This window comes from Membranihabitans marinus (genome assembly GCF_021729155.1).
In the GTDB taxonomy this organism is placed as follows: Bacteria; Bacteroidota; Bacteroidia; order Chitinophagales; family Saprospiraceae; genus Membranihabitans; species Membranihabitans marinus.
This window is the reverse complement of sequence record NZ_JAJQYA010000030.1, coordinates 35,651-60,273: the sequence shown is the minus strand read 5'-3', so window position 1 is coordinate 60,273 and position 24,623 is coordinate 35,651. Positions and strand designations below refer to the sequence as shown.

Genomic DNA, 24,623 nt, shown 5'->3' with positions numbered 1-24,623 from the left:
ATCCTATGGAAAATTTCATTGTGTCGAGATGTGATATTTTAATGCATTTTGAGGACGTAGAGACGCAATGCCTTGCGACTCAATTAGGTGGTTTCGGGAGACGCAAGATTTTGCGCCTCTACAATTTGCGTGACTGCCTCGTAAATCGATAGTAATGTATCAAAACAATCACGTCTCGGTATGGTAGCCTGTCTAACCTAGGCGCAGTGGCTACGCTTCCTTAAAGACAATATTATTATTACTGTGACAGTAGTTAAACTTGTCAATTTAATGCATTCCACAACCGCATTGGTGCATGCTACTGTGGATTTCATCCATGGTCTGCGTGCCGGTATACCCACTTCCTTCTTCTTGAAAATAAAAGCTGGGACTTGGATTTTTTCTGGGCCAAACTTCCTCCATATTTTCTGATTTAAATACCCGTCCATTGATAATGGTATATTCCAAATCTCTGCTATTGTGAAGATCTTCCAATGGATTACTGTTGAGGATAAGAAGATCTGCCAATTTATTGGCTTCAATACTTCCAATTTGATGGCTCATACCCAAATATTCAGCTCCATTAATGGTCGCTGAACGCAGAGCATTCATGTTTGACATCCCTCCAGATGCCAACATCCACAATTCCCAATGCGCACCTAGACCCTGCAATTGACCATGTGCTCCTAGATTGACTTTTATACCTCTTTTTTGCATTTCACTCAATGTCCGGGCCACCAAGATATGTCCGTTGTCATACTCCTCATCTGGAGCCATTGTCCTGTGTTTGCTTCTTGAATCAATTACAAAGTTGGGGGTGAATTGCTTCAATTTATGATTCTCCCATACATCGTATTTCTGGTAGTAATAATTCTCTCCACTCAAAGATCCATAGCTGACTATCAGCGTAGGAGTATTGGCCGCTTTACTGCTGGCCCAAAAGGAAAGTACATCATCATAGAGTGGGGCAATGGGAATATTGTGTTCTATCCCAGTATGTCCATCGGCTACTTGATTGAGGTTGTGATGAAAAGTGGATCCTCCCTCTGGCATGACTAGAATATTTTCTTCTGCCGCTGCCTTGATCACTTGTTGACGTTGGTCCCTTCTCGGTTGATTGTAGGATTTGACACTAAATGCACCGTAGGCTTTGGTTCTTCGAATGGCTGATCGCGCATCTTCTATATCGTTGATCACAGCCTTGAAATCTCCATCTGCCCCATATAATATTGTGCCAGTAGAGAAAAGTCTTGGACCAACCATTTCTCCTGCTTTAATCATTTCCGAATGTGAAAATATCATTTCACTGTTGCTTGAAGGATCGTGGGCTGTGGTTACACCATAGGCTAGATTAGCCCAGTAATACCAATTCTTTTGTGGACTTAAACCATATCTAAAGTCTCCCAAATGACCGTGAACATCAACCATGCCCGGCATGATGGTCTTGCCTTTGCAGTCAATGATATGGGCATTGGCTGGAATAGATACTTTGCCCGATCGACCTACATTTTTAATGATATTGTTTTCGATAACGATGGTCCCATTTTCAATCACACTATCCTGAGTCATTGTGATAATTCTAGCATTTCTAAGAACTAATATTCCATTGGGTTGATCGCTTTTGACCTCTAAGTCCACAGATATTCCAACGGAGTCCATAGGAGGGAGTGAATCTACTTGTTGATTTAAAAATTTAAATCGCTCTGTTAATGAATCACTGAAATATTGGTCGCCCAACATCCAAAACAATTTATCACTGTTGACCGACCAATGAATATTGATGCCGGCGTCTCGTGCCACTTGCGCCATTGGAAATGCAATGCTCGGCTTGTCGACATCTATACGCTGATGATTGGGAGGAAGCGCAGCAACATAGACTTTGTATAGTTCCGACCAAGCTACCCATCGACCATCTGGACTCGGAACAATTCGTTGAGCGTATTTCGATGTGAGAATTTCTTCTGTTTGTCCTCCGTCAACGGATACTCTGTATAAACTCTTAGTGGTACTGCCAAATAAATAGCCGCCTTGTTGAACATAAATATATTTGTCATCAGCCGAAAACATTGGAAAATCCCCATTTTCAGTAATCAATTTGACTTCACCTCCATCTGTATCTATTAGGTATACGCCTGGATTTTGTGTGTACGTATAACCCTGGTGGATATTGCCACTTTCTTTTTTGAAAACTATGTTTTTGCCATCATTAGAAAACTTTGGAGTCCGATAAATTCCTTTTGCTTTGGTTATGGCTTTGGGTTGCCCATTGGGGTAGCTCATGGTCCAAAGTTTCCCTTTCTCCTTGTCGTCCCAACTCACAAAAGCTAAGGTTTTCCCATCATTGGAAATGGCGGGCTCGAATAAAAAAGCTTCTGTATCTAGGAGGATCTGTGGACGACCATTGGGTAGTTTTTTTGACCACAATTTTCCCAAAGCACTAAAGATTAGAGTGGATTCATCTGGGGTAGTGATGGCATGGCGAATCACTTTTGCGGTAAATTCCGTGTCAAATGCGTTGTTTTTGAATTGCAGTGTTTCCGCTATTTGTTTTTCTGCATGTACTTCAAAAGGAATCTCACTTGCCCGGTAGGTGTTTACATCAATCTTAAACAATTTTCCTTTGGCCCATATCACAATGTGTTTTCCGTCCGGAGTCCAATCATAACTGGGATAGGTGCCAAAAATGGCCCAAGCTTCTTGTTGATCTTTAGACAAATCGTCGTAGATCGGATACATTTGGCCAGACTCAATATGATATTTATATAAGACGGTTTTATTGTCCACTCGTCGGATAAAGGCCAGATATTTACCATCGGGACTAATTTGTGGTCTAGAAGCACCGCCTGATAGGCTGATTAATGTTTTGGATTCCCCTTCTTCAAACGAGTATTGCTTGATGCAATAAATGGTTTTATTGACGTCTTTATTGTATTGAAAACTTCCTCCAGGGTAAACATCTTCACTGTAGTATAGGTATTTTCCATCTCGAGAAACACTGGGTTCGTTGACATCTTGTTGATCATTTTTTCTCGTAGTCAAACCGATACCTTTTCCGCCCTCTTTGTGATACAACCACATCTCTCCAGCACCCAAAGAACGACCTGATGTAAAATGTTTTCTCGCTACAAAATAATTGCCATCAGGCATCCATTCGCCATTGTTCAATAAGCGAAACGATTCCTTGGTAACCATATGTGGGTTTTTCCCATCGCTATCCATCATCCATATATTGTCCCCTCCACCGGCATCACTGGTAAAGAGGATGGTTTTTCCATCAGGACTGTATTTGGGTTGAATATCCCAAGAAAATCCCTCCCTAATCGGAGTGGCCTTGCCTCCTGATATAGGTAGGGTGTATATGTCGCCCAGAATATCGAAAACTATTGTGGATCCATCAGGACTAATGTCAATATCCATCCAAGTCCCTTCTGTCCATGTATAGGTATGAGTCGTTAAATTTAATGGTGGCTTATTGACATTCCATTTAGAAGTGTCTGATTGGGTATAGCCAGATTGGATGGATATCAACAACAACGATAAGAGTACTATATTCTTCATTCTGGTTTCGCTTAAAAAGTAAAAAAAACAAAGATAAAAAATATAAATCCATCCTCATCAATGGGAATCCTCTATTAGTTTTTCTTATTTCCCTATTATTCTACCTGCTGTTCCAACCATTCTACGTAAGAGCTATTTGCTTCCACTGTGTAGTTGAGGATGCAGGGAATATCATAGGGATGGAGTTCCCCAAGCCGGTCTATGGCTTTTTCTTTTAGGGGCAATATGGTTTTCATCCACAACACCCACTCTTTGTCAGAGATTATATCACCCATCCAATGGTATTGGCTATTAGCTTGGGTGGTCAATCCACAGCCTATTATTCTCTCATTCAATAAAGTACGAATCAATTCTTGACCAGTAGATTGACGGTCAATAGTCGTATAGATGATGAGGATGGTATTGGCTTTCATTACATGGATAGTATTTCAGCCATTTGAATAAGTGATTGTTTTGGTTTTTTGGCTTCGCTAATGGCTTTTTCAAATTCCGTATATACTACTTGATTATTGATAATGCCAACAGCTTTGTTGTATGTTCCTTCTAATAAAGCTCTAACTGCTGCAGCTCCGAGTCTAGAGGCCAATACTCTGTCGTGACATGAAGGTGCTCCTCCACGTTGTAAATGACCTATAATAGATACCTTGGTTTCTATTTCTGCATATAATTCATTCACTGCTTTTGCAATTTCTGTGGCTCCTCCATTTTTATTCCCTTCTGCTATTACCACTAAACTAAAGAGCTTACCTCTTTTATGACCTTTTTTAATTTGGGCCACTAATTCTTCAATGGTTTTATCTGCTTCGGGAATCAGTATTCCTGTCGCTCCACTTCCGATACCAGCATGTAAAGCTATATAACCTGAATGTCGCCCCATTACTTCAATAAAGAAAACTCTACTGTGACTATCTGCCGTATCTCTAATCTTGTCTACAGCATCTACTGCTGTATTCAATGCAGTATCAAATCCTATGGTAAAATCACTTCCGAAAATGTCGTTGTCAATGGTTCCAGGAATGCCCATCATGGGGAAATCGAATTCTTTAGAGAAAACATCTGCTCCAGTATAAGTTCCATTACCACCAATAACGATACAAGCATCTATGTCGTGTGCTTGAAGTGACTCATAGGCGCGTTGTCGGCCTTCTGGAGTATAAAAGTCCTTACTTCTCGCCGTTTTAAGCATAGTTCCACCGCGATGGATAATATTCCCCACATCATTGGTTTCAATACGCTTAATGGATCCTTTAATCATGCCCTCATATCCTCCGTATATTCCATAGACATGTTTATTGTGAAAGGCAGCTGTTCTAACTACACCTCTTATGGCGGCATTCATTCCCGGTGCATCTCCACCAGATGTAAGAACTGCTATTCTGTCTATATTTCGTGTTTTCATAAGCTATAAATCCTTTTTATGGTATGACTCCAGTTCAACCATTGGTTTTAGAATAATTTTCCCTACTTTATATCCTTTGCTTTCCATGACTTCTACTAAATACTCCTTAAAGTGCGTAGAAATAGAACCCACAAAATTAACGGGAAGTACGGCAATTTTAGGATATTTTGATAAATAATTTTTAATTAAACATGAAAAAGCATCTTTAATTTCATCACTTACCACTGGATAATTCCTATGACTGCCTGCAAATTTAGCAAATGTAGCCAAATATCGATTTGGTTTGGGATGATTATACAATTTATTAATAAACTTCGACCGATCTTGTAGTTCTTCGTCCAATTCACTGGCTATTTCTCTAGGCAATGAATTGCTATTGTATAGTTTTATCATTCGAATACCTAAATCCACACCACTGCCTTCGTCTCCTATAAGGTGACCCAAACCATTGTAGTTGGCTGCAATTTTTTCACCGTCAAAATAACATGAATTCGACCCAGTACCCAGAATACATACTATGCCTTCACTGTCACCAATCGTCGATCTAACCGCAGCTAGTACATCGTTGTTGATTTCTATCTGTACACCAGGTAGGAACTTGGCAAATATCGATTCTAGTATTTTTTGTTGTTCCTTACCCGACACTCCGGCACCGTAATGGAATATTTTGGCTATCGCTTTTGGATCTTTGATCTCCATTATTCCTGCACGAATATGGTCTTCTAATAATTCAAGAGAAAGAGTAGACGGATTGATACCATGAGTGGTAAAACGCTGTTCAAGTCCGTTTTTAGAAATTATACTCCAGTCACTTTTGGTTGACCCACATTCAAGAATAAGAATCATTTATTAATTATTTATGGGGAGACAACTTGTCTTTACCTGTTCTTAAAAACCAACAATATTAAAATAAAAATCAGAAATTTCGGCTGTTTTAAGTGGAATATTCCATTGGCCATGGTAAGAAATTCGAGATGGGTAGTACTTATTTTGATGTTCTGTAATATTTATTTTCATTTTTACATCGTATGAGTACAAAAGTGTTTTGTCCTTTAATTCTATTTCTCTGCCCATAATTTGATAATTTTTTTTATCAAAATGTGTTTTCAAGGAATGAATGGCTATTTGGTTAAATGGACAATCGACTTTGGGTTTTACGTGAAAAGTGTAGACTTCTCTTCCCTGTTCCAAAGTATCAACGTATAATATATAATCATAATAATCCTTTAGGGGGGCTGAAAATATAGTGAATTTGTCTTTAGTCAATGGTATATTGACCTCATGACCAGGCATGAATATCAGTCTTTTTAAAGATTCTATATAGCCTTCCATTCTAGAAGTTGAACTCTCTTCGCCTTTGGAATTATCGATATACACAGGAGTGGGAGAGGGCGTTAGAAAGAGTCTATTGTAGAGTACCGCAGTATAGTATCTGAATTCACCGTTTCGTTTATAATATTTGGGGTGGACGGTTTCTTTTAATATTGTATTTTGCCTTAAGGAATCTAATATTTCCTGCCTGCGCAATGAGTAATAAGTGGTTTTTGTTTCCCCTCGTTTACTGTAAAATAGGAGGTTGGATTCAAAATCATAGTTGGCAGTTCTCAAATTTTTAAAGGCGGAATAAAAAGTACTGTCTTCCATGCTTCGCCTAATAAAGGACGAAACATCTGTGGACGATGCTCGAATGGTAATGGAATCCATGATCAACACCGCTTGGATTTGTTCGATCATGGCTTCATCTACTGTCTGACTGTGGGTAGAATCAATCGAAAGATACTGAATGACAATAATAAATAGAATTGGGGTTAAAATTCGTCCCATCCCTTAAATTCATCTAAACTACGACGGTCTTTTTTGGTAGGTCTACCCAAGCCTTTTTCCCTAGTTTCTATTTTTCCCTTGCCGATGTAGTTGGTGTCAAATTTTCTTAATTCATCTTCTGGGGTAATATTTTTATAGCAATTCACTGCTATGGTGGCAGATACGCGTTTGTCAATTATTTTTTCGACTCTAAATTCGTAATTGTATCCATTTTTTTTAACCAATAATTCATCGCCTTCTTTGACCGTGGATGAAGGCTTTGCCTTGTCACCATTGAGTAATATATGGCCTTTTTTGGTAGCGGTATTGGCTTGTGTACGAGATTTGAATATTCTGGTAGCCCAAAGCCACTTGTCTATTCGGGTTTCTATCATGACCGGTTATTTCTTTCTATCTTTCAATGTAGGACGAACCATATCCAAACCTTGTAAGGTTTCCAAAATGGTTTTTGTCACCAAATAATTTCTGTACCAGGCGTTATCGGCAGGTATTATATGCCATGGAATGACACTTTCATTTATCGCATATTCATAAGCTTTGCGATATTCATCCCAATGCTTGGCTTCTTCCCAATCATTGGCATTGTGTTTCCAATTTTTACTCGGATCATCTATTCTCTCCTGCAATTCTTTTTGTTGTTCCTCTTGAGAGAGGTGGAGATAAAATTTTAAAATCGTGGTTTGATTGTCGTGTTGTAATAGAGTCTCAAATGCATTGATGGCTTGCATACGTTGATGAACCTGTTCTTCTGTGATCCATTTATGTACACGCTGGATTAAGATATCTTCATAATGGGATCGATTAAAGAGTTGGATATATCCTTTTCTAGGGACCTGCTTGTGTATTCGCCAAAGAAAGTCGTGCTGCAGTTCTTCTTCTGTGGGTGCTTTGAAAGAATAACTATCCACACCTTCTGGACTGCATTGTTCGAAGGCCGCTTTGGCAGAACTGTTTTTACCGCTGGCATCCATGCCCTGTAAGACCACCAATAGACTGTGTTTTTGTTCGGCCAACAAGGTGATTTGCAATTCAGCTATTTCCTCAGCCATTTTTTCGGTTTTCTCCTTTATCTTTTTTTTGCTGAGATCTTTGGGAGCTTCTGTAGATATTTTGTCTAAATAAATCATATTCTCGTTCTTTTTCGTTTTAGAAGAAATGCCCGTAAGACATCGTTAAAATCCGAATTGATGTCCGCCAATTGATAGTCAATCCCAAACTGAAGACATTTTAATTCTAGCTTTTTCATAAAAGACGTCATATGTTCATTGTATAATTCTTTTATTTCACCGGGTCGCAATTTTACTTTTTCACCGGTTTCATAATCCACAAATTGAATGGGCTTATTGGGAAAATCAAAAGCTACCTCTTTTTGTTTGTCCACTACATTGAAGATAATGACTTCATTTTTATTGTATTTTAAATGCTGTAGGGCAGCAAAAATGGGTTCCAATTCATCCATATGGTCAAAAAAATCACTGAATATTACGACCAGCGATCGTTTGTTGATTCGTTCAGCTATTTCGTGAAGAGATTTGGCTATATCGGTGGACTTGGATTTGACTGGTTCTTCTGAGAAGAATTTTTCAAGATAAGACAATAGCAATCTCGCTTGTTTTAGACTGCCTGAAGCAGGAGTGTGCTGACTGACCTCGGCATCAAATAAAGTAAGGCCAAAGGCATCTCGCTGCTTTTTCAAAAGGTAAATCATAGCGGCAGTTCCCAGTGCTGACCACTGCAATTTACTCAGTTTCTGCATGCCTTTGAGCCGATTGTCAAGTGCCATAGACGAAGAAATATCGATGACAAATTGACATCGAAGATTGGTTTCATCATCGTATTTTTTATTAAACATTTTGTCGGTTCGGCCATAGACCTTCCAATCTATATTTTTCGTAGTCTCACCAGGATTGTAAAGTTTATGTTCTGCAAATTCGGCAGAAAATCCGTGATAAGGACTCTGATGCAAACCAATGATAAAACCTTCAACCACTTGCTTAGCAAGTAATTCAAAGTTTTCAACACTGTGTAATGCGTATTTTTCTATTGATCCCATACTTTCAAATATATAAAAAAGCCTCTACATGAATCAACTGTAAGAGGCTTTTCTATATTTTACTTTTATCTCGATATTTTAAGATAAATGCTGTTCTACTTTTCCAGCTAATACTTGTTTCGTAGTTGCACCTACCAATTTGTCAACGATTTCTCCATCTTTCACAAATAAGATTGTAGGAATGCTTCTGATACCGTATTTAATAGATAAGTCAGGATTGTGGTCAACATTAACCTTACCTATCAGAGCTTTACCATCATAATCTGTTGCCAGTTCTTCAATGATTGGACCGATCATTTTACATGGTCCACACCATTCTGCCCAAAAATCAATAACGGTTAAGCCACCTTTTTCCAAAACTTCAGTTTGGAAGTTTGTATCTGTTAATTCGAAAGCCATTTTAAAATTTTTATTTAATTTCCAAAATATGTACAAATATCGAAGATTTAACGCATAATTTATCCAGAAGGTTTTCAAAAGATTGAATTATTCCTCGATGCTATAGTTTAAATAACTGTTATTGAGTAGTTTGTGTGTGTAATAACTTTATTTTTTTTATTCTAAAATTTACTGTATCGACTTTTCAAAATATAATTCATTGCCACAATTGTCTATGACGCGCAAGGTAAATAGATGTTGTTGTCCATCCACCAATTTATTTATTCCTTCGAGAATGAGTTGATTGCTTTTGTAAACTTCTCGCATAAGGGTCCACTCATCGTCTATTTTGGCATAATAGGTCAAGGAAGAAAAGGGAAATAAATTGTCTTTTAAAGTAAAAGTCCATCGATTACTCGTCGCGTGAAATTTTTCAATTGTGGGGGGAATAGTGTCCTGTACCAAGGTAAAGTCCCCCAATGACGAGGCTTGTGCTATAAAACTATCTTTTTTTCTAACGGTATGTATCAACGGTCGTATACTGTTTCCTTTGTATTGAGCTAATGTCCATTTTGCTTTTTCTTCCAAGCTGCGATTATCTTTGAAAGAGATTACAAAATCACGGTATAGGGGCATCTTGTCCTTGTCCAAATGCAAAAGCCATTGTTCTTCATTGTCTGTTATATTCATTTCTTCAAAAACATATAGTTTACTGGGATGAGTAAAGGTATTTTTGGGGAATATTATTTCATATAAATCTAATTTTATCTTATTGTTTTTCCCCGGTTCTATGAGGTAGTTATAGATCTTCTGGTAATCGATTTTTACAGGATCCTGCTGATGAATATCACAGGTATATGTAGAAGTATTGCCTTGGAAGTCAGTGGCAATCATTTTTATATTTTTAGGACGGTGTGGATTGAGTTTTATCATCTGATCGATCTCCGTATATTCTTTTAGAAGCAAAAGGGGAGTAGATCTTTCCTCGTTGGTTAAATAATCGATTTGGCTGGGATAATATTTTCGTTGGGTAGCGGTCAATGAATCAAATGCCGTAGCGAAATACAAGGAATCGTTGACATACATTTCCAAACTGTATATTCCATTTTTGTTATGGGTTAAGTTGTGTAAATCTATTACTTCTATGGCTAATGAAATTTGGAAAGCATTGACAGTAATATTGGTATTGGCATATTTTCCCGGGCTGGGATTGTTAATTCGGAGGGTTTTATCTTTGTATTCTCGACCATTGGCATCCAAGTAGTTAATTCGTAGATTTTTAAAAAATGGACTCTTATCGTCCTTTAATGCCGGGATGAGGTGTTGGGGATTGATGATGTCTCCCTCCCGATTATGTGCCTCAAAATGAAGATGTTGTCCAAAAGAATAGCCTGTGTTTCCCATATAACCTATTACATCACCCTGAGATACTGGTAGTACGGTAGAATCCAACTCCACATTGATGGCAAAACTAGTATCTCTTTGCTGTATAGACCGAGCTACAGAGTCTATTTTTTCTTCGAAATGATTCATGTGACCATATAGGGATTTCATCCCGTTTTTATGGGCGACGATAAGTCCATTGCCATATGATCCACCATTGATTTTTATGGTTTGTATATAGCCATCGGCGACAGCTAGTATAGGTTGATGTCCCCCAATATTGGGCTTGATATCAATGCCTCCGTGAAAATGACTTCCCCTCAATTCCCCAAAAGTCCCCGATAATAGTACTTGACCCTGAATAGGTGATATCCACGGAGTTGATTGACTATGGGCCGATACCTGAATAAAGATGAAGAATAAAGTAAAGCTTAATATTTTTTGAAACATGTTTGAATGAATTTTTCTTGGAGTTTAATAAGGGCATCGGTGTGGGATAATTCTCCGCGGTTAACTTGGTCGATGACTTGAGTTGAAATATCAGCTATTGCCGGATGATTAGTAAATTGTTCTAAGATCCATTGCTGCCATTGTTTTTTTAGCCAATACGAATAATCTTCCGTGTCTTTACTCTGTATCGAAGCAATGGATTTCGCTATAGGGGCAAAGCCCTCACCACTCAAGTTGGAAACCTTATAGATGGATTTACCTGTCTTGCCAGTACTGGATATTAGTCCTATTATATTTTTGAGTTGTTGTTGTGATTGATGAGCCAAATCCTTATCTAAATCGGATTTGCTGATTACAAAACTGTCGACTACTTCCATTATTCCTTTCTTAATTCCTTGGATTTCATCGCCAGAACCAGGTTGCAACAGCATAAATACATGGTCCACTAAATGGGTGATTTCTATTTCAGATTGACCAACCCCTACCGTTTCTACAAAAATATAATCAAAGCCAGCATATTCACATATTTTAACCGTTTCCCATGTTCTAGTATTCATCCCACCGAGATCGCCTTTAGACGGACTGGGGCGAATGAAAATGTTTTTCATGTCCATGACATCAGACATTCTGGTTTTATCTCCCATAATACTTCCTCCATATAAACTGCTGGAGGGATCTACAGTTAAGACGGCAACAGTCTTGTTCATAAAGTAGGGTTGTTGCAAGAGGGTATTGAGAAAACTGCTTTTGCCCACACCAGGAGAGCCAGTAATGCCAATTTTCACGCTTTGCCTCCTGACATCAAGCAGTAAATCGAACAGCTGTGCTACGGAATCCCTATCCTTGGACAGACTGCTTTCTACCATGGTAATGACCTTGGATAGAGCTTTGCGATCTCCACGGATTAGTTTTTCTTTTATGTCGATAATTGCTTGCCGTTTCATTTAATTACAAATATTATAAAAATATACTATATGAGTAATGATTCCACGAAATTTATTTAATACGGGTATTGGGTTTTAACTCTTGTTTTTCAATTTGTTTTTATGGCAATTGAGTAGGTAATTGTATTGGATTATCAACGGATTTTGAATCCTATAAATTCTTGAAAAACATTGATTTTTGAAACTCAAGTTGTTCTCAATTAGAATATTTTGTTTTAATAATTAGTATTTAATGCCTTAGCTGCGTAATTAATCATTAATAAATATGGTTTTAGTCAAAATTTTTTACTTTTGCAGCTTGGATTTTTAACCTTTTGATTAGAAGACCCTAATACATGGTATTTAAAGTGAAATTTAAATATAAAAATAACCTAAAATTAGGTCTAAAATTAAGAGGGTCAATAAGGTAATTTAATATCGTTTACAGCAATTATTAAAGATGAAAAAAGTTTTAAACTTATTCGATTTTTCTCAAAAAGTAGATTACAAAATTGAGATATTAGCGGGACTTACCGTTGCATTAGCATTGATCCCTGAAGCCATAGCCTTTGCTTTTATGGCTGAACTATCTCCATTGACGGGTTTGTATGCCGCTTTTATGATGGGATTGGTGGCTTCTATTCTCGGTGGACGTCCAGGTATGATATCGGGAGCAACTGGTGCTGTGGCGGTGGTTATAGTTTCATTATCCATCAGTCATGGACCGGAATACATATTTGCCACTGTGATTTTTGCAGGTGTTTTGCAAATTTTGGCTGGAGTGTTTCGACTGGGTAAATTTATGCGATTAGTGCCCCAGCCTGTAGTCTATGGTTTTGTCAATGGATTGGCTGTCATCATTTTCATGTCTCAGCTCGATCAATTCAAAAACGAAGAAGGCGATTGGTTGACTGGTAGTCCGCTCTATATAATATTGGGATTGGTATTGGTTACTATGGTTATTATTTGGGCATTGCCCAAATTGACTAAAGCTGTTCCCTCTTCTCTAGCAGCTATATTAGTTGTTTTCGGTATAGTGATGTTTTTTGGTATTAATACCAAGTCTGTTGGAGATTTGGCTTCCATAGAAGGAGGATTTCCACCGTTTCATATTCCAATGGTTCCATTTAATTTGGAAACGATAATATTGATTGCACCCTATTCCTTAATTATGGCCGGAGTAGGTTTGATTGAAAGTTTATTGACTTTAAATATTATTGATGAAATTACTGAGACACGGGGTCGCGGCAATAAGGAATGTGTGGCTCAAGGTACGGCTAATATTTTGTCTGGATTTTTCTCTGGTATGGGAGGATGTGCTATGTTGGGACAGAGTTTGATTAATATTTCTTCTGGGGCTAGAGCCAGGTTGTCCGGTATTGTGGCAGCTATTATGCTATTGGTATTTATAATGTTTGGTTCTAGTTTAATAGAAAAATTACCTATGGCGGCATTGACCGGAGTAATGATCATGGTTGCAATAGGAACCTTTGAATGGGTAAGTTTTAAAATGATAGGGAAAATACCGACGGCAGATCTATTTGTTGGAATTACTGTGGCGGTAGTCACTATATTCTTGCACAATTTAGCATTGGCTGTATTAGTAGGAGTCATTATTGCCGCATTGGTATTTGCATGGGATAATGCCAAGCGCATTAGAGCCAGAAAGTATATTGACGACAATGGCAAAAAACACTACGAAATATATGGACCATTATTTTTTGGTTCTACTGCTATATTTGCAAGTAAATTTGACATTTTAAATGATCCTGAGGAAATCGTAATTGATTTTTCAGAGAGTCGAGTAGTAGACATGTCTGCTATTGACGCTTTAAATAAATTGACAGAACGGTATTTAAAAGTAGGAAAAAAGGTACATTTAAAGCATCTAAGTAATGATTGTCGCAAGCTGATCAAAAATGCAGACGCATTAATAGACGTTAACGTGATAGAAGATCCTACCTACAAGGTCATGGTCGATAAAATCTAATTTCATAAAATATATTTAGGTTATGTCTTGTCCACTTTGTTTAGAAAAAAAAGCCATCCAGCCGGTTGTAGGTAAGGATAAGAGAAAATACTATTGGTGTAAAAACTGTTTTTTGATATTTGTTGATAAAAAACATTTACCGGACCAAGAAAGTGAAAAAGAAAGATATTTGTCTCACGACAATGGCCAAGAATTTCCCGGATATGTAGAGTTTTTAAATCGGGCCATTCAACCGAGTTTGGATTATATTGACGATTCCATGAATGGACTAGATTACGGATGTGGTTACAGGCCTACGCTGTCCAAATTGTTAACTACATACGGAATTAAAACCTATGATTATGATCCTATATTCTATCCCAAGGGGATAAAATTAAAGGAATATGATTTTATTTTTGCTACGGAGTGTTTTGAGCATTTTTTCAAACCGAAGAAAGAGCTTAAAATTATCGATAAATTGGTTAAGCCTGGGGGCTATATTGTTATGATGACAGCACTTTGGGAAACTCCTAAACAGTTTAAATCATGGCATTATACTCGCGATTTTACCCATGTTGTCTTTTATCATGAAAAGACTTTAGACTATATAGAAAAACGCTATCACTGGAAGCGACTAAAGACCGACGACGAGCGCGTATTTATATGGAAGAAAAAGCGGAATAGCTAATTCCATATCGATTAAGAAAATTATTGATTAAAATGCAATCCCTGTTTCAATAAATCTTCCATTACTCTATTGGTTCTAGTAGCCGATTCACCCGTACTTGGACATTGACCTTTGCCGCGCAATTCATCGACTATGGTTTCGATCAAAGGTTGCTGTATATGTTGAGGTTGGTCGAATGATTTACGACTCACCTCACCGTTTTCACTAGTTAAAATCACTTCAGTGGTAGAGAAGTAAGAAAATGATATACTGCCTTTGCTACCGACAATGGTGGTAACATCTTTTTGTGCATTTTTTGAGGCAGTAAAGCACCAAATGCCTTGACCGATAATATTTTGATTCCATCCAAAATGTCCCGATACGATGTCTTCCGCTGAATATAGACCGGCTTGATTGCTGTGTAACCCCCTAACTTGATGAATGGGGCCCAATAAATAATCCAAATAATCTAATTGGTGAGAAGCCAAATCATAGAAATAGCCTCCACCGGCAATATCTGGGTCGATTCTCCAATTTTTTTCTAGTTTGCCTGGATCTAAATCATTTTCATTGATGGATTGAATTAATTGAATTTGCACATATCGAATATCGCCAATAACTTGGTCATCGATCAGTGATTTTACATAGAGATAATGGGGTAACATTCTGCGGTAGTATGCGACAAATAAAGGAAGGTCGTATTGCTTGCAGATATTAGTCATGGCTTTACATTCTTCATAGGTTCGAGCCATTGGTTTTTCAACATAAACTGGCTTTCCGGCTTTTGCGGCAAGCTCGGTATAGTGAAGATGCATGTGAGGAGGAGTGGCGATATAGATGGCATTGATGTCGGGATGATGGATCAATGCGGCTGCATCGTCAAACCACATGGGTACATTATGTCTACGGGCATAGTCTTTAGCTAAGTCTCCATTGCGACGCATAACGGCAACTAAATTGGAATGCGGAATTTTTGAAAAGGCAGGTCCGCTTTTTACTTCACAAACATCACCTACACCTATAATGCCCCAATTTACAGTTTCTAATGTCTTCATGTGGTAAAGAATTGGTCTTGATTAAATTAATATACTTTGGTTACCACCCTTTATATGAGGGGGGCTTCAATTGATTGAGCCTGAGATAAACAATGACTTGACCTCGGTGATGGGCTAGATGGTCATTCATTAAAAAAATGATTTGTCTTCTTGATTTTGGACCAGCAAAAAAGTTATTTGCCATTTTATTTAAACTAGTCTCATCTTGACTCTCTATCGCCGATCGGGAAAACGAATAAGCGGCTTTTAAATACTGTTTTACCTCACTGGGATCGGCATTTTCAGCCTTTATTCTTTCTGGTGGTTCTAACTCGGAAAAGCTGAGGTAAGCATGTGATAGCCTAACCATATTGCCAGCCATATGAATGAGTTGCTCTTGAAAACTCATTTCTTCTCCAGTAGGTCGAAAATCATACAATTCATCGGGCATGATTTCGGCAATTTCCATGATGTATTCATAACTATTGTCCCATTTAGTCGTTGCATCAGCAACAAAATTTTGTGCATTTACCATGTATGTGGAAATAAAAGAAATAAAAATAATGAGTCTTAAAATCATATTGTCTTTAGTTTAAACCTAAAACTATATTCTTGTTGGGAAGCTTTTGATTCGCTTCAAATCCTAAAAGTAAGATAAATATTTTAGCCAAAAATGAATTTTATAAAGATATATACATCACTGAATTGATTGTTAAGGACTTAAATAGTTGTAATTTAATTTGTATATTGTAATAACTGGTCGTTTCGTTTAAAAAAATGGATAGTGCTATGGCCAATTGTTTACAATGTGGAAAAATTCTAATAGGGCGTGCTGATAAAAAATATTGTGATGCGGATTGTCGGTCTACCTACAACAATCAACTCAATAGAAGCCAAAACAATCTAGTACGTCAGATTAATAGAATCTTAGGTCGGAATAGGAGGATATTGAAATCCCTCAATCCCACAGGTAAAACAAGAGTTCATCGTAAAACCCTGCTTAAAGCTAAATTCGATTTTAATTACTTTACCAATATATATAAGACTCAAAAAGGACATATATATTACTTTTGCTATGATCAAGGATATATTTTATTAGAAAATGACTATTGTGCCTTGGTAGAAAGACAAGATTATGTTCAATAAGTGATGATAATGGAAAATATATTTGGTGATAGAGTAATGACATTTTACAATAACCTCCATCCTCCTCAAAATTTGCCCTCTGAAATTGAATGGATAATGAATATTCGACAGCCTGAGACACAACGCGTCATGAAGTTGTTTTACGATAAATACTATGGGGATACTGAACGGCGATACTTTTGGTTTGGTATTAATCCAGGTCGCTGGGGTTCTGGTATGACTGGAATTGGTTTTACAGATCCTCTAAATTTGGAGATAGCCTGTGGTATTTCCAATTCCTTTCCCAAAAAACATGAATTATCTTCTCAATTTATCTATACTGTCCTGGAAGAATATGGTTCGGTTGAAAATTTTTACAAACAACATTATTTTACTGCTGTCTGTCCACTGGGTTTACTGAAGAATAATAAAAATTTTAATTATTACGATGATAGTGAGGTTTTTAAAGAAATAACCCAATTTGTGATGACAACTTTAGACAGTCAAATTAAGGGTGCTGCTTATTCTTCTGCTGCCGTATGTATAGGGCAGGGAAAAAACAATAAAATATTAAAGGAATGGAATAAGACTCACCAATGGTTTGACCAGATCATAACATTGCCTCACCCTCGGTGGATAATGCAATACAAGAGAAAAAATTTAGGAATGTATATTGATATGTATTTAACCTGTATCGACGACCTTTGTCGATAGTTTGACGTTTTTATTTATTAATATAAATTCTTGATTGTTTTTTATGAAAACAATTTCCTTGTACATCGATTAAATACCTTTAGAGAAAATTGGATTAAGATGGTTATAGGCTTTGTATTTGCTTTGATAATTGGTTTTGTACTTGGAATTATTGGAGGGGGAGGTTCTATTCTAGCTGTTCCAGTTCTCGTCTATTTTATTCAATTAGATCCAGTTTTGGCGACGGCCTATTCTTTATTTATTGTAGGAACCAGTTCATTGGTTGGAGGAATTAAATATGCCATGCGCGGTGGGGTTGATTTTAAGACGACTATTATTTTCGGCATCCCCGCTGTGATTTCTGTGTTTTTCACCAGATATAAATTGATACCCTTACTGCCAGATCATTTGTTCAATATTTTCTCCTTCCATATCACTAAAAATTTTGCAATAATGATATTGTTTGGCGGTCTTATGATAGCTGCCGCCTACAGTATGATAAGAACTCCTTCGAAATCAAAGGTTGGAAATTTACAAGATTCCCCCTATAAATATTTTTTTATTTGGTTGGAAGGGATATTGGTCGGCATATTGACAGGATTAGTGGGAGCAGGAGGAGGCTTTCTCATTATTCCAGCATTGGTAATTTTAACCAATATTCCTTTTAAAAAGGCTATCGGAACTTCTCTATTTATTATCGCCGCTAAGTCTTTAATAGGATTTCTGGGCGATGTGAGTCACCAGAATATTCAATGGTCTTTTCTAATACCATTTACTGCAGTAGCAGTATTGGGAATATTTCTCGGCTCTAATCGCGGCAAAAATTTGCCGGGAAAAGTGCTTCGCAAAGGGTTTGGATGGTTTACTTTGGTGACGGGATTGTTGATTTTTATGAGTGAATTGTATTTTTTATCTCATTAAGATGTGTTGTAAAATATTGGTTGTTAGAGGGTTGCATGAAGCTAATCTCTGTGATGTCGATAAATTATTAAAAAAATTTTAAAATAAAAAAATAAATTATATAAAAGGAACTATGAAAGTCGTTTATATATTATTATTGGTAAATATGATAGACAGTAATAATATTAAAGATTAGTTCTAGTTTGGTACTCTCTAGCAAGTTTTAAACCATGAATTATTGTAGTCCATCAAAATTCTCACAGTTTCTGTGGGAATTTTTTTTGCGATTTTCACATCTTTTTTTAATTTTTTATGTTAATTCATTTTTAAACTATCATGGAATTAAAGATCATGACAGAGAAAATATTAACTTTGCACCGTTGATGAATCATGGAATGAATAGAATTGTGAAATTTGGAGGTAAATTCTTCGCAGCCACTATGGCTTTGGTTTTGGTCAGTCAGGCCATTACCTTTTTCTACCTAACTCTAAATGTCAGTAACAATTCAAATAATACAGAGTTCGTATTTTTAATTGCCGATGAAGAAGTAGAAGAATTAAATCTCTTTGCTTCTCTATTAGCGGCAGAGGAAGAGTTGCTACATGACTATGTAGATCTCGAAGCTCCTGCTTATGTTTCGGGAAAAATCTTATCCTCTAATTTTTTTGATTTTAGTCCATTCTGTGAATTTGTAACCCAAGTACTCCTACCACCTCCTGAATATATAGGATAATTCCGTTTGGTTTCATACGTGTAGGCTGCACTTTAAATGGTGTTGGCTCTATGTGCCTATTATACCTCTCTAGGTATACCTTCTAATTATATATATCACTAACCACAATGGCTATTTATTCATTGAGCCATTGTCATTAAAATACATAAACTATGAAAATTTTCAATTTTAAATATATTAAAGACGATATTTTTGGTGGTGTTACTGCCGGTGTTGTTGCTCTGCCTCTAGCCTTGGCATTTGGTGTGCAATCCGGTATGGGAGCAGAAGCTGGATTATATGGAGCTATTATTTTAGGGTTTTTGGCCGCATTATTTGGAGGTACGAATACTCAGGTTTCTGGGCCTACCGGGCCAATGACAGTAGTTTCTGCGGTATTGGTCGCTACATTAATTAGTGAAAATGGTGGCTTGGAGCAAGCTCTGGGACTAATCTTACTCACGTTTTTGTTGGCTGGATTATTTCAAGTCTTGTTGGGTGTGCTGAAAGTGGGACAGTATATTAAATATATACCTTATCCTGTAGTTTCTGGCTTTATGACGGGGATTGGTGTAATTATTATATTACTACAAATATTTCCATTCTTTGGCAAGAGTTCTCCCAAAAAGATAACCGATATTATTCTCAATATTCAAACAGCAGTAACCGATATTAACGTGTCTGCAGTTATAATTGCCGGTTTAACCATTGCTATCATTTACTTATTTCCCAGAATTACCAAAAAAGTACCTTCTACACTTGTAGCTATCATTGTGATGCCTATTGTAACTATATTTTTGGGATGGGAGGTCCCTAAAATTGGTAATATTCCCAGTGGATTACCTCAAGTTCAATTAGGATCTTTTTTGAATATTGGATTAAGTGATTTGAGTTTAGTGATTGTTCCAGCTATAACATTGGCTGCACTGGGAGCCATCGATTCCTTACTTACTTCTGTGGTTGCTGATAATATTACTAAGACGAGTCACAATTCCAATAAGGAATTATTAGGACAAGGTATTGGTAATATGGGTGCAGCATTATTTGGAGGTATCCCAGGTGCTGGAGCTACAATGAGAACTGTGGTGAATATCAATGCAGGTGGAAAAACCAGAATTTCAGGTATGATGCATAGTGTGTTATTGTTGGTTATTATGTTGGGCTTAGGATCATTCGCCTCAGAAATTCCATTGGCTGTTTTGGCTGGTATTTTGATTACTGTAGGAATCGGTATCATTGACTACAAAGGATTTAGACACCTTAAGGATGTGCCTAAGTCTGATGCTGTCATTATGTTAATAGTATTGGTGGCCACTGTATTTGTAGATTTACTTCAAGCTGTTGCCATAGGTATGATTCTAGCTACTTTCTTGTTTATGAAGAAAATGAGTGAAATATCAGAAGAGGAAACTACTGTGGAGAATTTAGATCAAATGGAAGCGGACAATAAAATAGAGAGGGTTTGGGAAGACGAGAAACAGTTGAGTTCTGAGTTTTTAAATAAGGTTTACATAAAACATTTATATGGCCCCATCTTTTTCGGATTTAGTTCTACCTTAAAGAAGTTTTTAGATGAAGTCAAAGGAATTGATCATATGATATTTAGGTTTGAGAAAGTGCCTTTTGTCGATCAATCTGGAATTTATGCATTAGAAGATATTATTGCTGAAATAAAGCGTAAAGGAGGTAAGGTATACTTTACAGGGATGAACGATAAAGTGGCCGATCAATTGAAACGGATAAAATTGTTTCCAGAATTGCATTTGGAAGACAAAATGTTTATCCATTTTGAAGATTGTGTTGAGTTTATTAAGCAACAGGAAAAATCTAATATGTTGTTAGAGCACGCATAAAGTTGTATTTCTACCGTGGTATTTTCCTAATATTTAGGTAGGAAGTTGTATTAATTTGATAAAATATTGAAAAGAGAGGGGATGAGAATCTCCTCTTTTTTTATGTACCTTTGCTAGACTTATAACAGAAATCATACTATGATAAAGACTACGGAACAATCCTCATTGCACCATGACTTGGAAAAAAAGTCGGTATTAGAAGTATTACAAATCATTAATAGTGAAGATCAGAAGGTTGCATTGGCTGTAAATAAGGTACTGCCTCAGATAGAACCTTTGATTTCCAAGATTATTGAAAAGATGAAGCAGGGGGGGAGATTATTTTATATAGGTGCAGGAACTTCAGGGCGATTGGGAATATTGGACGCCAGTGAATGTCCTCCAACCTATGGAGTGCCGAGAGATTATGTTATTGGAATAATTGCTGGAGGAGAAAAAGCTATCCAAAGTTCTGTAGAAAGTGCTGAAGATGACGTGATGCAGGCATGGAATGATTTAAGTGAATATCAAATATCAGACAAAGATGTTGTGGTAGGTATTGCTGCGAGTGGGACTACACCATATGTGGTGCACGGTTTAAAGATGTGTAGAGAAAATAATATTGCCACCGGTAGTATCTCTTGTAATATAGGCGCACCTATTTCTGAAAATGCTGATTTCCCTATAGAAGTGGTGGTCGGGCCGGAAGTGGTTACAGGAAGTACTCGGATGAAGTCAGGTACGGCGCAAAAGTTGATTTTAAACATGATCAGTACTACAGTGATGATCGGGTTGGGAAGAGTGGTAGATAATCGAATGGTCGATATGCAGTTGAGTAATGATAAATTGGTGGATAGAGGGGCAAAAATGATTCAACAAAGCCTCAACATAGATTACAAGGAAGCATTGCGATTATTGGAATTGCACGGTAGTGTTAGAAAATCTATTGAATCTTATCAATAAATAAGATGGCTATTTATTTATAGGAGGGCAGGGATCTTTACCAATGCAGTATCATTGGATCTTATTTCTTTCTTTTGATTGAACATAAATTTTCTTTCTGGCTAATATCTTTTGTGACCGACCATGACCGAATATAACTGAATGAAGTCACGTATTGACCAAATACCTTTAATGGATGACCGAATGCAGTCATGTTCAGTCATGCTCGTTCACCCCTTGTGGCATGACGACGCTTCATTATAATTAGTTAAATTATTGCTATCATAAACAAAATAATAAGTCTCAATCTAAAATATTTATGATGCAAGCCAACCCACCTACGATAACGGTGTGAACGAGTGAAGTGCTTGCACAGTAAATCTGCAGATTTTTACTTAATAATGTTATGTCGTCCCTTTAGGACTCAATTTCTTGGTAACAAATCCTAAGACAGGACTTCGTCCTGCCCTGACATATTTCGTCCCTTCACGACTATTGTATAACATTGGTATTTACACCCATGGTCATGTGTATTCACTACCGTGGCCACCAAGATCCACACACAGGTCATAATTAGCGTAACGGCTATAAAAACAGACCATCGCAGAGACGTATAACTAGTGAGACTCAAAGACGAAGTTAAAGGAATGATTTGAAGGACTTTTTGCAATATCAAAGGCCTGAACCAGAAAGTTTTCGTATTAAAAATATCCTTATCAATGTATTGTCATTGAGTTCCCTATGGTTAAAATTGTTTTTCAATATTATGTTTTAATTCTAAATTATTGCAATTATAGCAATGTATATATGGATGTGATAGGGATTATGTGAAGGAATAATTCTTTTATTGTATTAAAAATAAATTATAATATTTGACATAATATGGTTATATTATTCCGTGTAAGAAACTAGGGTAGTATTGAATTTGTGATTTCGAGGGAAATAAAAATCTAAATCAGTAGGTGTTATTTTTTTCATAATCGGATGTTTTTGTAGAAAGAAAGAATTTAATTTTACACAGTTTTCTATAATGTATGGTGCAATTCCAAAATCTAGTTGTGGTAGATGGAGAATCTTCTTCGATCTCTGTGGTTTGTTTAATTAACTTACCGAGTTATACTATCGCTATAGATGTAAAGAATACATATCTAAGTAGTGAGTATTATCAGGTGAAGATGGAAGAATTCGAATTTGAAAAATCAGCTAGCCACTTTTTTCTATCTGGTATTTATGATTTGTTTTTTCTTGATCCAATTATATCTATTTTACAATTTGATCAGCTATACTATGATAATCATGGTTCAAAAATTTATTTTGACGACTATAATATATCTTTTATAGCAATTAACTTACTTATAATTCAACCATATATTGATTACTTGGATATCGCAGGTGGATTGAGATTGAATTATATCATAAAGCAAACAGAAATTTATCGAGGTAAATCCTTTCAAGCATTGTTTTCTTATGTTTATTATCAGTTTCATATTACCACTATTTATACTGAAGGAGACGGGCCAAATTTATTAAAATTTTATCCTAGCTGTACCGATAAAACCGATGATTGTATTACCCTTAAGGATTGTGTTGATGGTAGATTTTTAATTCCAACGAGATTTGAAATACTTGATTCAGATGGTTTAAGGAATAAGAATCTTGAGACAATCAATGAAAAAATAGTATGGCTTATAGAGGGAGAAATTAAGTACGATGGAATTGTAACTATGTCTACTGAAGTCAATGGTTTTGTCGACCATTATCTCTGTGTCATAGGCAATAATTATATACAGAGTAATACATTATTCCAGCCTTTGAATTTGAGATATAGATTATAAAGTGAAAATGTAATTAGGCCATTTTATTATGCGGAGTTGACATTGTCTAGGTTTGAAATTTCAACTAGATTAAATTTCAGGTAATTTTCTTCATCACCTATAAAGAATTCAATATGAAAGAGATTTTTGATAATGTAAGTTATGATGTAGGCCGGGTAATTACCAGGTCTTACAGTACTTCTTTTTCTATAGGTATACGAATGTTGCATAAATCAATACAGCCTTATATTTATACCATTTATGGTTTTGTGAGGTTGGCTGATGAAATAGTAGATAGCTTCGATGAATTCGATCAGCGTCAACTTTTATTGCGTTTTGAAAATGATTATCGGTCAGCTCTAGAAGAAAGGTTTAGTTTAAATCCGGTATTAAATGGATTTCAACATATAGTGCACCAATTCGATTTAAGTAATTTGGTGGATGACTTTCTATTAAGTATGAAATGGGATTTAGAGAAAAAAACCTATTCTTGTGACGAGGAATACAATCAATATATATACGGTTCTGCTGATGTAGTAGGACTAATGTGTTTAAAAGTTTTCGTCGATGGAGATCGACAACAATACGACATGCTTAAGCCCTATGCAATGAGTTTGGGATCGGCTTTTCAAAAAGTAAATTTTTTAAGAGATATAAAAGATGATTTTCAGAAATTAGGCAGGGTTTATTTTCCCGGTGTTGACTTTTTAGCTTTTTCAAATACAGAAAAGGATAGGATAGTAAGTGATATTCATCATGATTTAGAAATTGCTTTGATGGGGATAAAAAAATTGCCTATCAGTTGTCGATTTGGGGTTTATATATCGTATAAATATTATTTATCTTTGCTCAATAAGCTTTCTAAGAAATCGTCTGAGCAAATTATAACCCATCGAATAAGAATATCTAATTACAGAAAACTGTTTTTATTAAATAAGGCTTATATAAGATACCAAATGAATGTATTATAAAATAATATTGCTTCTT

The 24,623-nt window shown here is 36.4% G+C and carries 23 protein-coding genes; 10 read left to right on the top strand and 13 right to left on the bottom strand.

Annotation, left to right across the window (positions count from 1 at the left end):
- Positions 1-267 precede the first annotated feature (267 nt).
- The 11 genes from LVD51_RS15870 to LVD51_RS15820 form a co-directional block, all read right to left on the bottom strand.
- Positions 268-3,537 (bottom strand): amidohydrolase family protein, encoded by a 3,270-nt coding sequence (locus tag LVD51_RS15870; RefSeq protein WP_236972342.1) that lies wholly within the window; start codon positions 3,535-3,537, stop codon positions 268-270.
- 95 nt (positions 3,538-3,632) lie between these two features.
- Positions 3,633-3,950 carry a divalent-cation tolerance protein CutA gene (gene cutA / locus LVD51_RS15865; RefSeq protein WP_236972341.1) on the bottom strand — a complete coding sequence of 106 codons (318 nt, stop codon included), beginning with the start codon at positions 3,948-3,950 and terminating at the stop codon, positions 3,633-3,635.
- The gene (gene pfkA, locus LVD51_RS15860) at positions 3,950-4,936 is read right to left on the bottom strand and encodes a 6-phosphofructokinase (protein ID WP_236972340.1); all 987 of its coding nucleotides are present in this window, start codon (positions 4,934-4,936) and stop codon (positions 3,950-3,952) included. The genes cutA and pfkA overlap by 1 nt, the downstream gene beginning before the upstream one ends.
- Before the next feature lie 3 nt (positions 4,937-4,939).
- Positions 4,940-5,782 carry a hypothetical protein gene (locus LVD51_RS15855; RefSeq protein WP_236972339.1) on the bottom strand — a complete coding sequence of 281 codons (843 nt, stop codon included), beginning with the start codon at positions 5,780-5,782 and terminating at the stop codon, positions 4,940-4,942.
- Between the two features lie 42 nt (positions 5,783-5,824).
- The gene (locus tag LVD51_RS15850; protein ID WP_236972338.1) at positions 5,825-6,760 is read right to left on the bottom strand and encodes a hypothetical protein; all 936 of its coding nucleotides are present in this window, start codon (positions 6,758-6,760) and stop codon (positions 5,825-5,827) included.
- Positions 6,745-7,134: an RNA-binding S4 domain-containing protein gene (locus tag LVD51_RS15845; RefSeq protein WP_236972337.1), complete on the bottom strand. Its 390-nt coding sequence runs from the start codon at positions 7,132-7,134 to the stop codon at positions 6,745-6,747. Before LVD51_RS15845 ends, LVD51_RS15850 begins: the two co-directional genes overlap by 16 nt.
- 6 nt (positions 7,135-7,140) lie before the next feature.
- Positions 7,141-7,887, bottom strand: a complete 747-nt coding sequence (locus LVD51_RS15840) for a PPK2 family polyphosphate kinase (protein ID WP_236972336.1) — start codon at positions 7,885-7,887, stop codon at positions 7,141-7,143.
- Positions 7,884-8,813: a DUF58 domain-containing protein gene (locus LVD51_RS15835; RefSeq protein ID WP_236972335.1), complete on the bottom strand. Its 930-nt coding sequence runs from the start codon at positions 8,811-8,813 to the stop codon at positions 7,884-7,886. The genes LVD51_RS15840 and LVD51_RS15835 overlap by 4 nt, the downstream gene beginning before the upstream one ends.
- A gap of 78 nt (positions 8,814-8,891) precedes the next feature.
- Positions 8,892-9,212, bottom strand: a complete 321-nt coding sequence (gene trxA, locus LVD51_RS15830; protein ID WP_236972334.1) for a thioredoxin — start codon at positions 9,210-9,212, stop codon at positions 8,892-8,894.
- 168 nt (positions 9,213-9,380) lie between these two features.
- Positions 9,381-11,024, bottom strand: coding sequence for a M23 family metallopeptidase (locus LVD51_RS15825; protein WP_236972333.1), 1,644 nt, complete (start codon positions 11,022-11,024; stop codon positions 9,381-9,383).
- Positions 11,006-11,968: an ArgK/MeaB family GTPase gene (locus LVD51_RS15820; protein ID WP_236972332.1), complete on the bottom strand. Its 963-nt coding sequence runs from the start codon at positions 11,966-11,968 to the stop codon at positions 11,006-11,008. The genes LVD51_RS15825 and LVD51_RS15820 overlap by 19 nt, the downstream gene beginning before the upstream one ends.
- Positions 11,969-12,407: 439 nt before the next feature.
- Between LVD51_RS15820 and LVD51_RS15815 the strand changes: the two genes are divergently transcribed.
- Positions 12,408-13,937 (top strand): SulP family inorganic anion transporter, encoded by a 1,530-nt coding sequence (locus tag LVD51_RS15815; protein WP_236972331.1) that lies wholly within the window; start codon positions 12,408-12,410, stop codon positions 13,935-13,937.
- Positions 13,938-13,959: 22 nt separating this feature from the next.
- Entirely contained in the window at positions 13,960-14,604 is a 645-nt protein-coding gene (locus tag LVD51_RS15810; RefSeq protein ID WP_236972330.1) for a class I SAM-dependent methyltransferase, read from the top strand.
- A gap of 20 nt (positions 14,605-14,624) precedes the next feature.
- Here LVD51_RS15810 and LVD51_RS15805 read toward each other — a convergent pair whose 3' ends face one another.
- Together LVD51_RS15805 and LVD51_RS15800 are read right to left on the bottom strand one after the other, a co-directional pair.
- The gene (locus tag LVD51_RS15805; protein WP_236972329.1) at positions 14,625-15,638 is read right to left on the bottom strand and encodes a Gfo/Idh/MocA family protein; all 1,014 of its coding nucleotides are present in this window, start codon (positions 15,636-15,638) and stop codon (positions 14,625-14,627) included.
- A gap of 40 nt (positions 15,639-15,678) precedes the next feature.
- Positions 15,679-16,197 carry a DinB family protein gene (locus LVD51_RS15800; protein ID WP_236972328.1) on the bottom strand — a complete coding sequence of 173 codons (519 nt, stop codon included), beginning with the start codon at positions 16,195-16,197 and terminating at the stop codon, positions 15,679-15,681.
- A gap of 209 nt (positions 16,198-16,406) precedes the next feature.
- Here LVD51_RS15800 and LVD51_RS15795 point away from each other — a divergent pair, with 209 nt between their 5' ends.
- From LVD51_RS15795 to LVD51_RS15760, 8 genes are all read left to right on the top strand, one after another.
- Positions 16,407-16,763: a hypothetical protein gene (locus LVD51_RS15795; RefSeq protein WP_236972327.1), complete on the top strand. Its 357-nt coding sequence runs from the start codon at positions 16,407-16,409 to the stop codon at positions 16,761-16,763.
- Positions 16,764-16,772: 9 nt separating this feature from the next.
- Positions 16,773-17,456, top strand: coding sequence for a uracil-DNA glycosylase family protein (locus LVD51_RS15790; protein ID WP_236972326.1), 684 nt, complete (start codon positions 16,773-16,775; stop codon positions 17,454-17,456).
- 99 nt (positions 17,457-17,555) lie between these two features.
- Positions 17,556-18,356 carry a sulfite exporter TauE/SafE family protein gene (locus tag LVD51_RS15785; RefSeq protein ID WP_236972325.1) on the top strand — a complete coding sequence of 267 codons (801 nt, stop codon included), beginning with the start codon at positions 17,556-17,558 and terminating at the stop codon, positions 18,354-18,356.
- A 374-nt stretch (positions 18,357-18,730) separates the two neighbouring features.
- Positions 18,731-19,069: a hypothetical protein gene (locus tag LVD51_RS15780; protein ID WP_236972324.1), complete on the top strand. Its 339-nt coding sequence runs from the start codon at positions 18,731-18,733 to the stop codon at positions 19,067-19,069.
- A gap of 152 nt (positions 19,070-19,221) precedes the next feature.
- A complete protein-coding gene (locus LVD51_RS15775) occupies positions 19,222-20,901 on the top strand; it encodes a SulP family inorganic anion transporter (RefSeq protein ID WP_236972323.1) in 1,680 nt (559 codons plus the stop codon).
- Positions 20,902-21,039: 138 nt separating this feature from the next.
- On the top strand, positions 21,040-21,843 hold the full coding sequence (murQ, locus tag LVD51_RS15770) for an N-acetylmuramic acid 6-phosphate etherase (RefSeq protein WP_236972322.1): 804 nt from the start codon (positions 21,040-21,042) through the stop codon (positions 21,841-21,843).
- Positions 21,844-22,856: 1,013 nt separating this feature from the next.
- Positions 22,857-23,657, top strand: coding sequence for a hypothetical protein (locus LVD51_RS15765; RefSeq protein WP_236972321.1), 801 nt, complete (start codon positions 22,857-22,859; stop codon positions 23,655-23,657).
- Positions 23,658-23,770: 113 nt separating this feature from the next.
- Positions 23,771-24,607: a phytoene/squalene synthase family protein gene (locus LVD51_RS15760; RefSeq protein WP_236972320.1), complete on the top strand. Its 837-nt coding sequence runs from the start codon at positions 23,771-23,773 to the stop codon at positions 24,605-24,607.
- Positions 24,608-24,623 lie beyond the last annotated feature (16 nt).

What these genes read in the sequence shown, in the direction of transcription:
- LVD51_RS15795 (WP_236972327.1), top strand. Translation starts at nt 16,407, where the DNA reads ATGGCCAATTGTTTACAATGTGGAAAAATTCTAATAGGGCGTGCTGAT.
- LVD51_RS15765 (WP_236972321.1), top strand. Translation starts at nt 22,857, where the DNA reads ATGGTGCAATTCCAAAATCTAGTTGTGGTAGATGGAGAATCTTCTTCG.
- LVD51_RS15845 (WP_236972337.1), bottom strand. Translation starts at nt 7,134, where the DNA reads ATGATAGAAACCCGAATAGACAAGTGGCTTTGGGCTACCAGAATATTC.
- LVD51_RS15760 (WP_236972320.1), top strand. Translation starts at nt 23,771, where the DNA reads ATGAAAGAGATTTTTGATAATGTAAGTTATGATGTAGGCCGGGTAATT.
- LVD51_RS15790 (WP_236972326.1), top strand. Translation starts at nt 16,773, where the DNA reads ATGGAAAATATATTTGGTGATAGAGTAATGACATTTTACAATAACCTC.
- LVD51_RS15835 (WP_236972335.1), bottom strand. Translation starts at nt 8,813, where the DNA reads ATGGGATCAATAGAAAAATACGCATTACACAGTGTTGAAAACTTTGAA.
- LVD51_RS15785 (WP_236972325.1), top strand. Translation starts at nt 17,556, where the DNA reads ATGGTTATAGGCTTTGTATTTGCTTTGATAATTGGTTTTGTACTTGGA.
- LVD51_RS15805 (WP_236972329.1), bottom strand. Translation starts at nt 15,638, where the DNA reads ATGAAGACATTAGAAACTGTAAATTGGGGCATTATAGGTGTAGGTGAT.
- LVD51_RS15825 (WP_236972333.1), bottom strand. Translation starts at nt 11,024, where the DNA reads ATGTTTCAAAAAATATTAAGCTTTACTTTATTCTTCATCTTTATTCAG.
- LVD51_RS15870 (WP_236972342.1), bottom strand. Translation starts at nt 3,537, where the DNA reads ATGAAGAATATAGTACTCTTATCGTTGTTGTTGATATCCATCCAATCT.
- LVD51_RS15810 (WP_236972330.1), top strand. Translation starts at nt 13,960, where the DNA reads ATGTCTTGTCCACTTTGTTTAGAAAAAAAAGCCATCCAGCCGGTTGTA.
- LVD51_RS15815 (WP_236972331.1), top strand. Translation starts at nt 12,408, where the DNA reads ATGAAAAAAGTTTTAAACTTATTCGATTTTTCTCAAAAAGTAGATTAC.
- LVD51_RS15855 (WP_236972339.1), bottom strand. Translation starts at nt 5,782, where the DNA reads ATGATTCTTATTCTTGAATGTGGGTCAACCAAAAGTGACTGGAGTATA.
- LVD51_RS15800 (WP_236972328.1), bottom strand. Translation starts at nt 16,197, where the DNA reads ATGATTTTAAGACTCATTATTTTTATTTCTTTTATTTCCACATACATG.
- murQ (WP_236972322.1), top strand. Translation starts at nt 21,040, where the DNA reads ATGATAAAGACTACGGAACAATCCTCATTGCACCATGACTTGGAAAAA.
- pfkA (WP_236972340.1), bottom strand. Translation starts at nt 4,936, where the DNA reads ATGAAAACACGAAATATAGACAGAATAGCAGTTCTTACATCTGGTGGA.
- LVD51_RS15850 (WP_236972338.1), bottom strand. Translation starts at nt 6,760, where the DNA reads ATGGGACGAATTTTAACCCCAATTCTATTTATTATTGTCATTCAGTAT.
- LVD51_RS15780 (WP_236972324.1), top strand. Translation starts at nt 18,731, where the DNA reads ATGAATAGAATTGTGAAATTTGGAGGTAAATTCTTCGCAGCCACTATG.
- cutA (WP_236972341.1), bottom strand. Translation starts at nt 3,950, where the DNA reads ATGAAAGCCAATACCATCCTCATCATCTATACGACTATTGACCGTCAA.
- LVD51_RS15820 (WP_236972332.1), bottom strand. Translation starts at nt 11,968, where the DNA reads ATGAAACGGCAAGCAATTATCGACATAAAAGAAAAACTAATCCGTGGA.
- trxA (WP_236972334.1), bottom strand. Translation starts at nt 9,212, where the DNA reads ATGGCTTTCGAATTAACAGATACAAACTTCCAAACTGAAGTTTTGGAA.
- LVD51_RS15775 (WP_236972323.1), top strand. Translation starts at nt 19,222, where the DNA reads ATGAAAATTTTCAATTTTAAATATATTAAAGACGATATTTTTGGTGGT.
- LVD51_RS15840 (WP_236972336.1), bottom strand. Translation starts at nt 7,887, where the DNA reads ATGATTTATTTAGACAAAATATCTACAGAAGCTCCCAAAGATCTCAGC.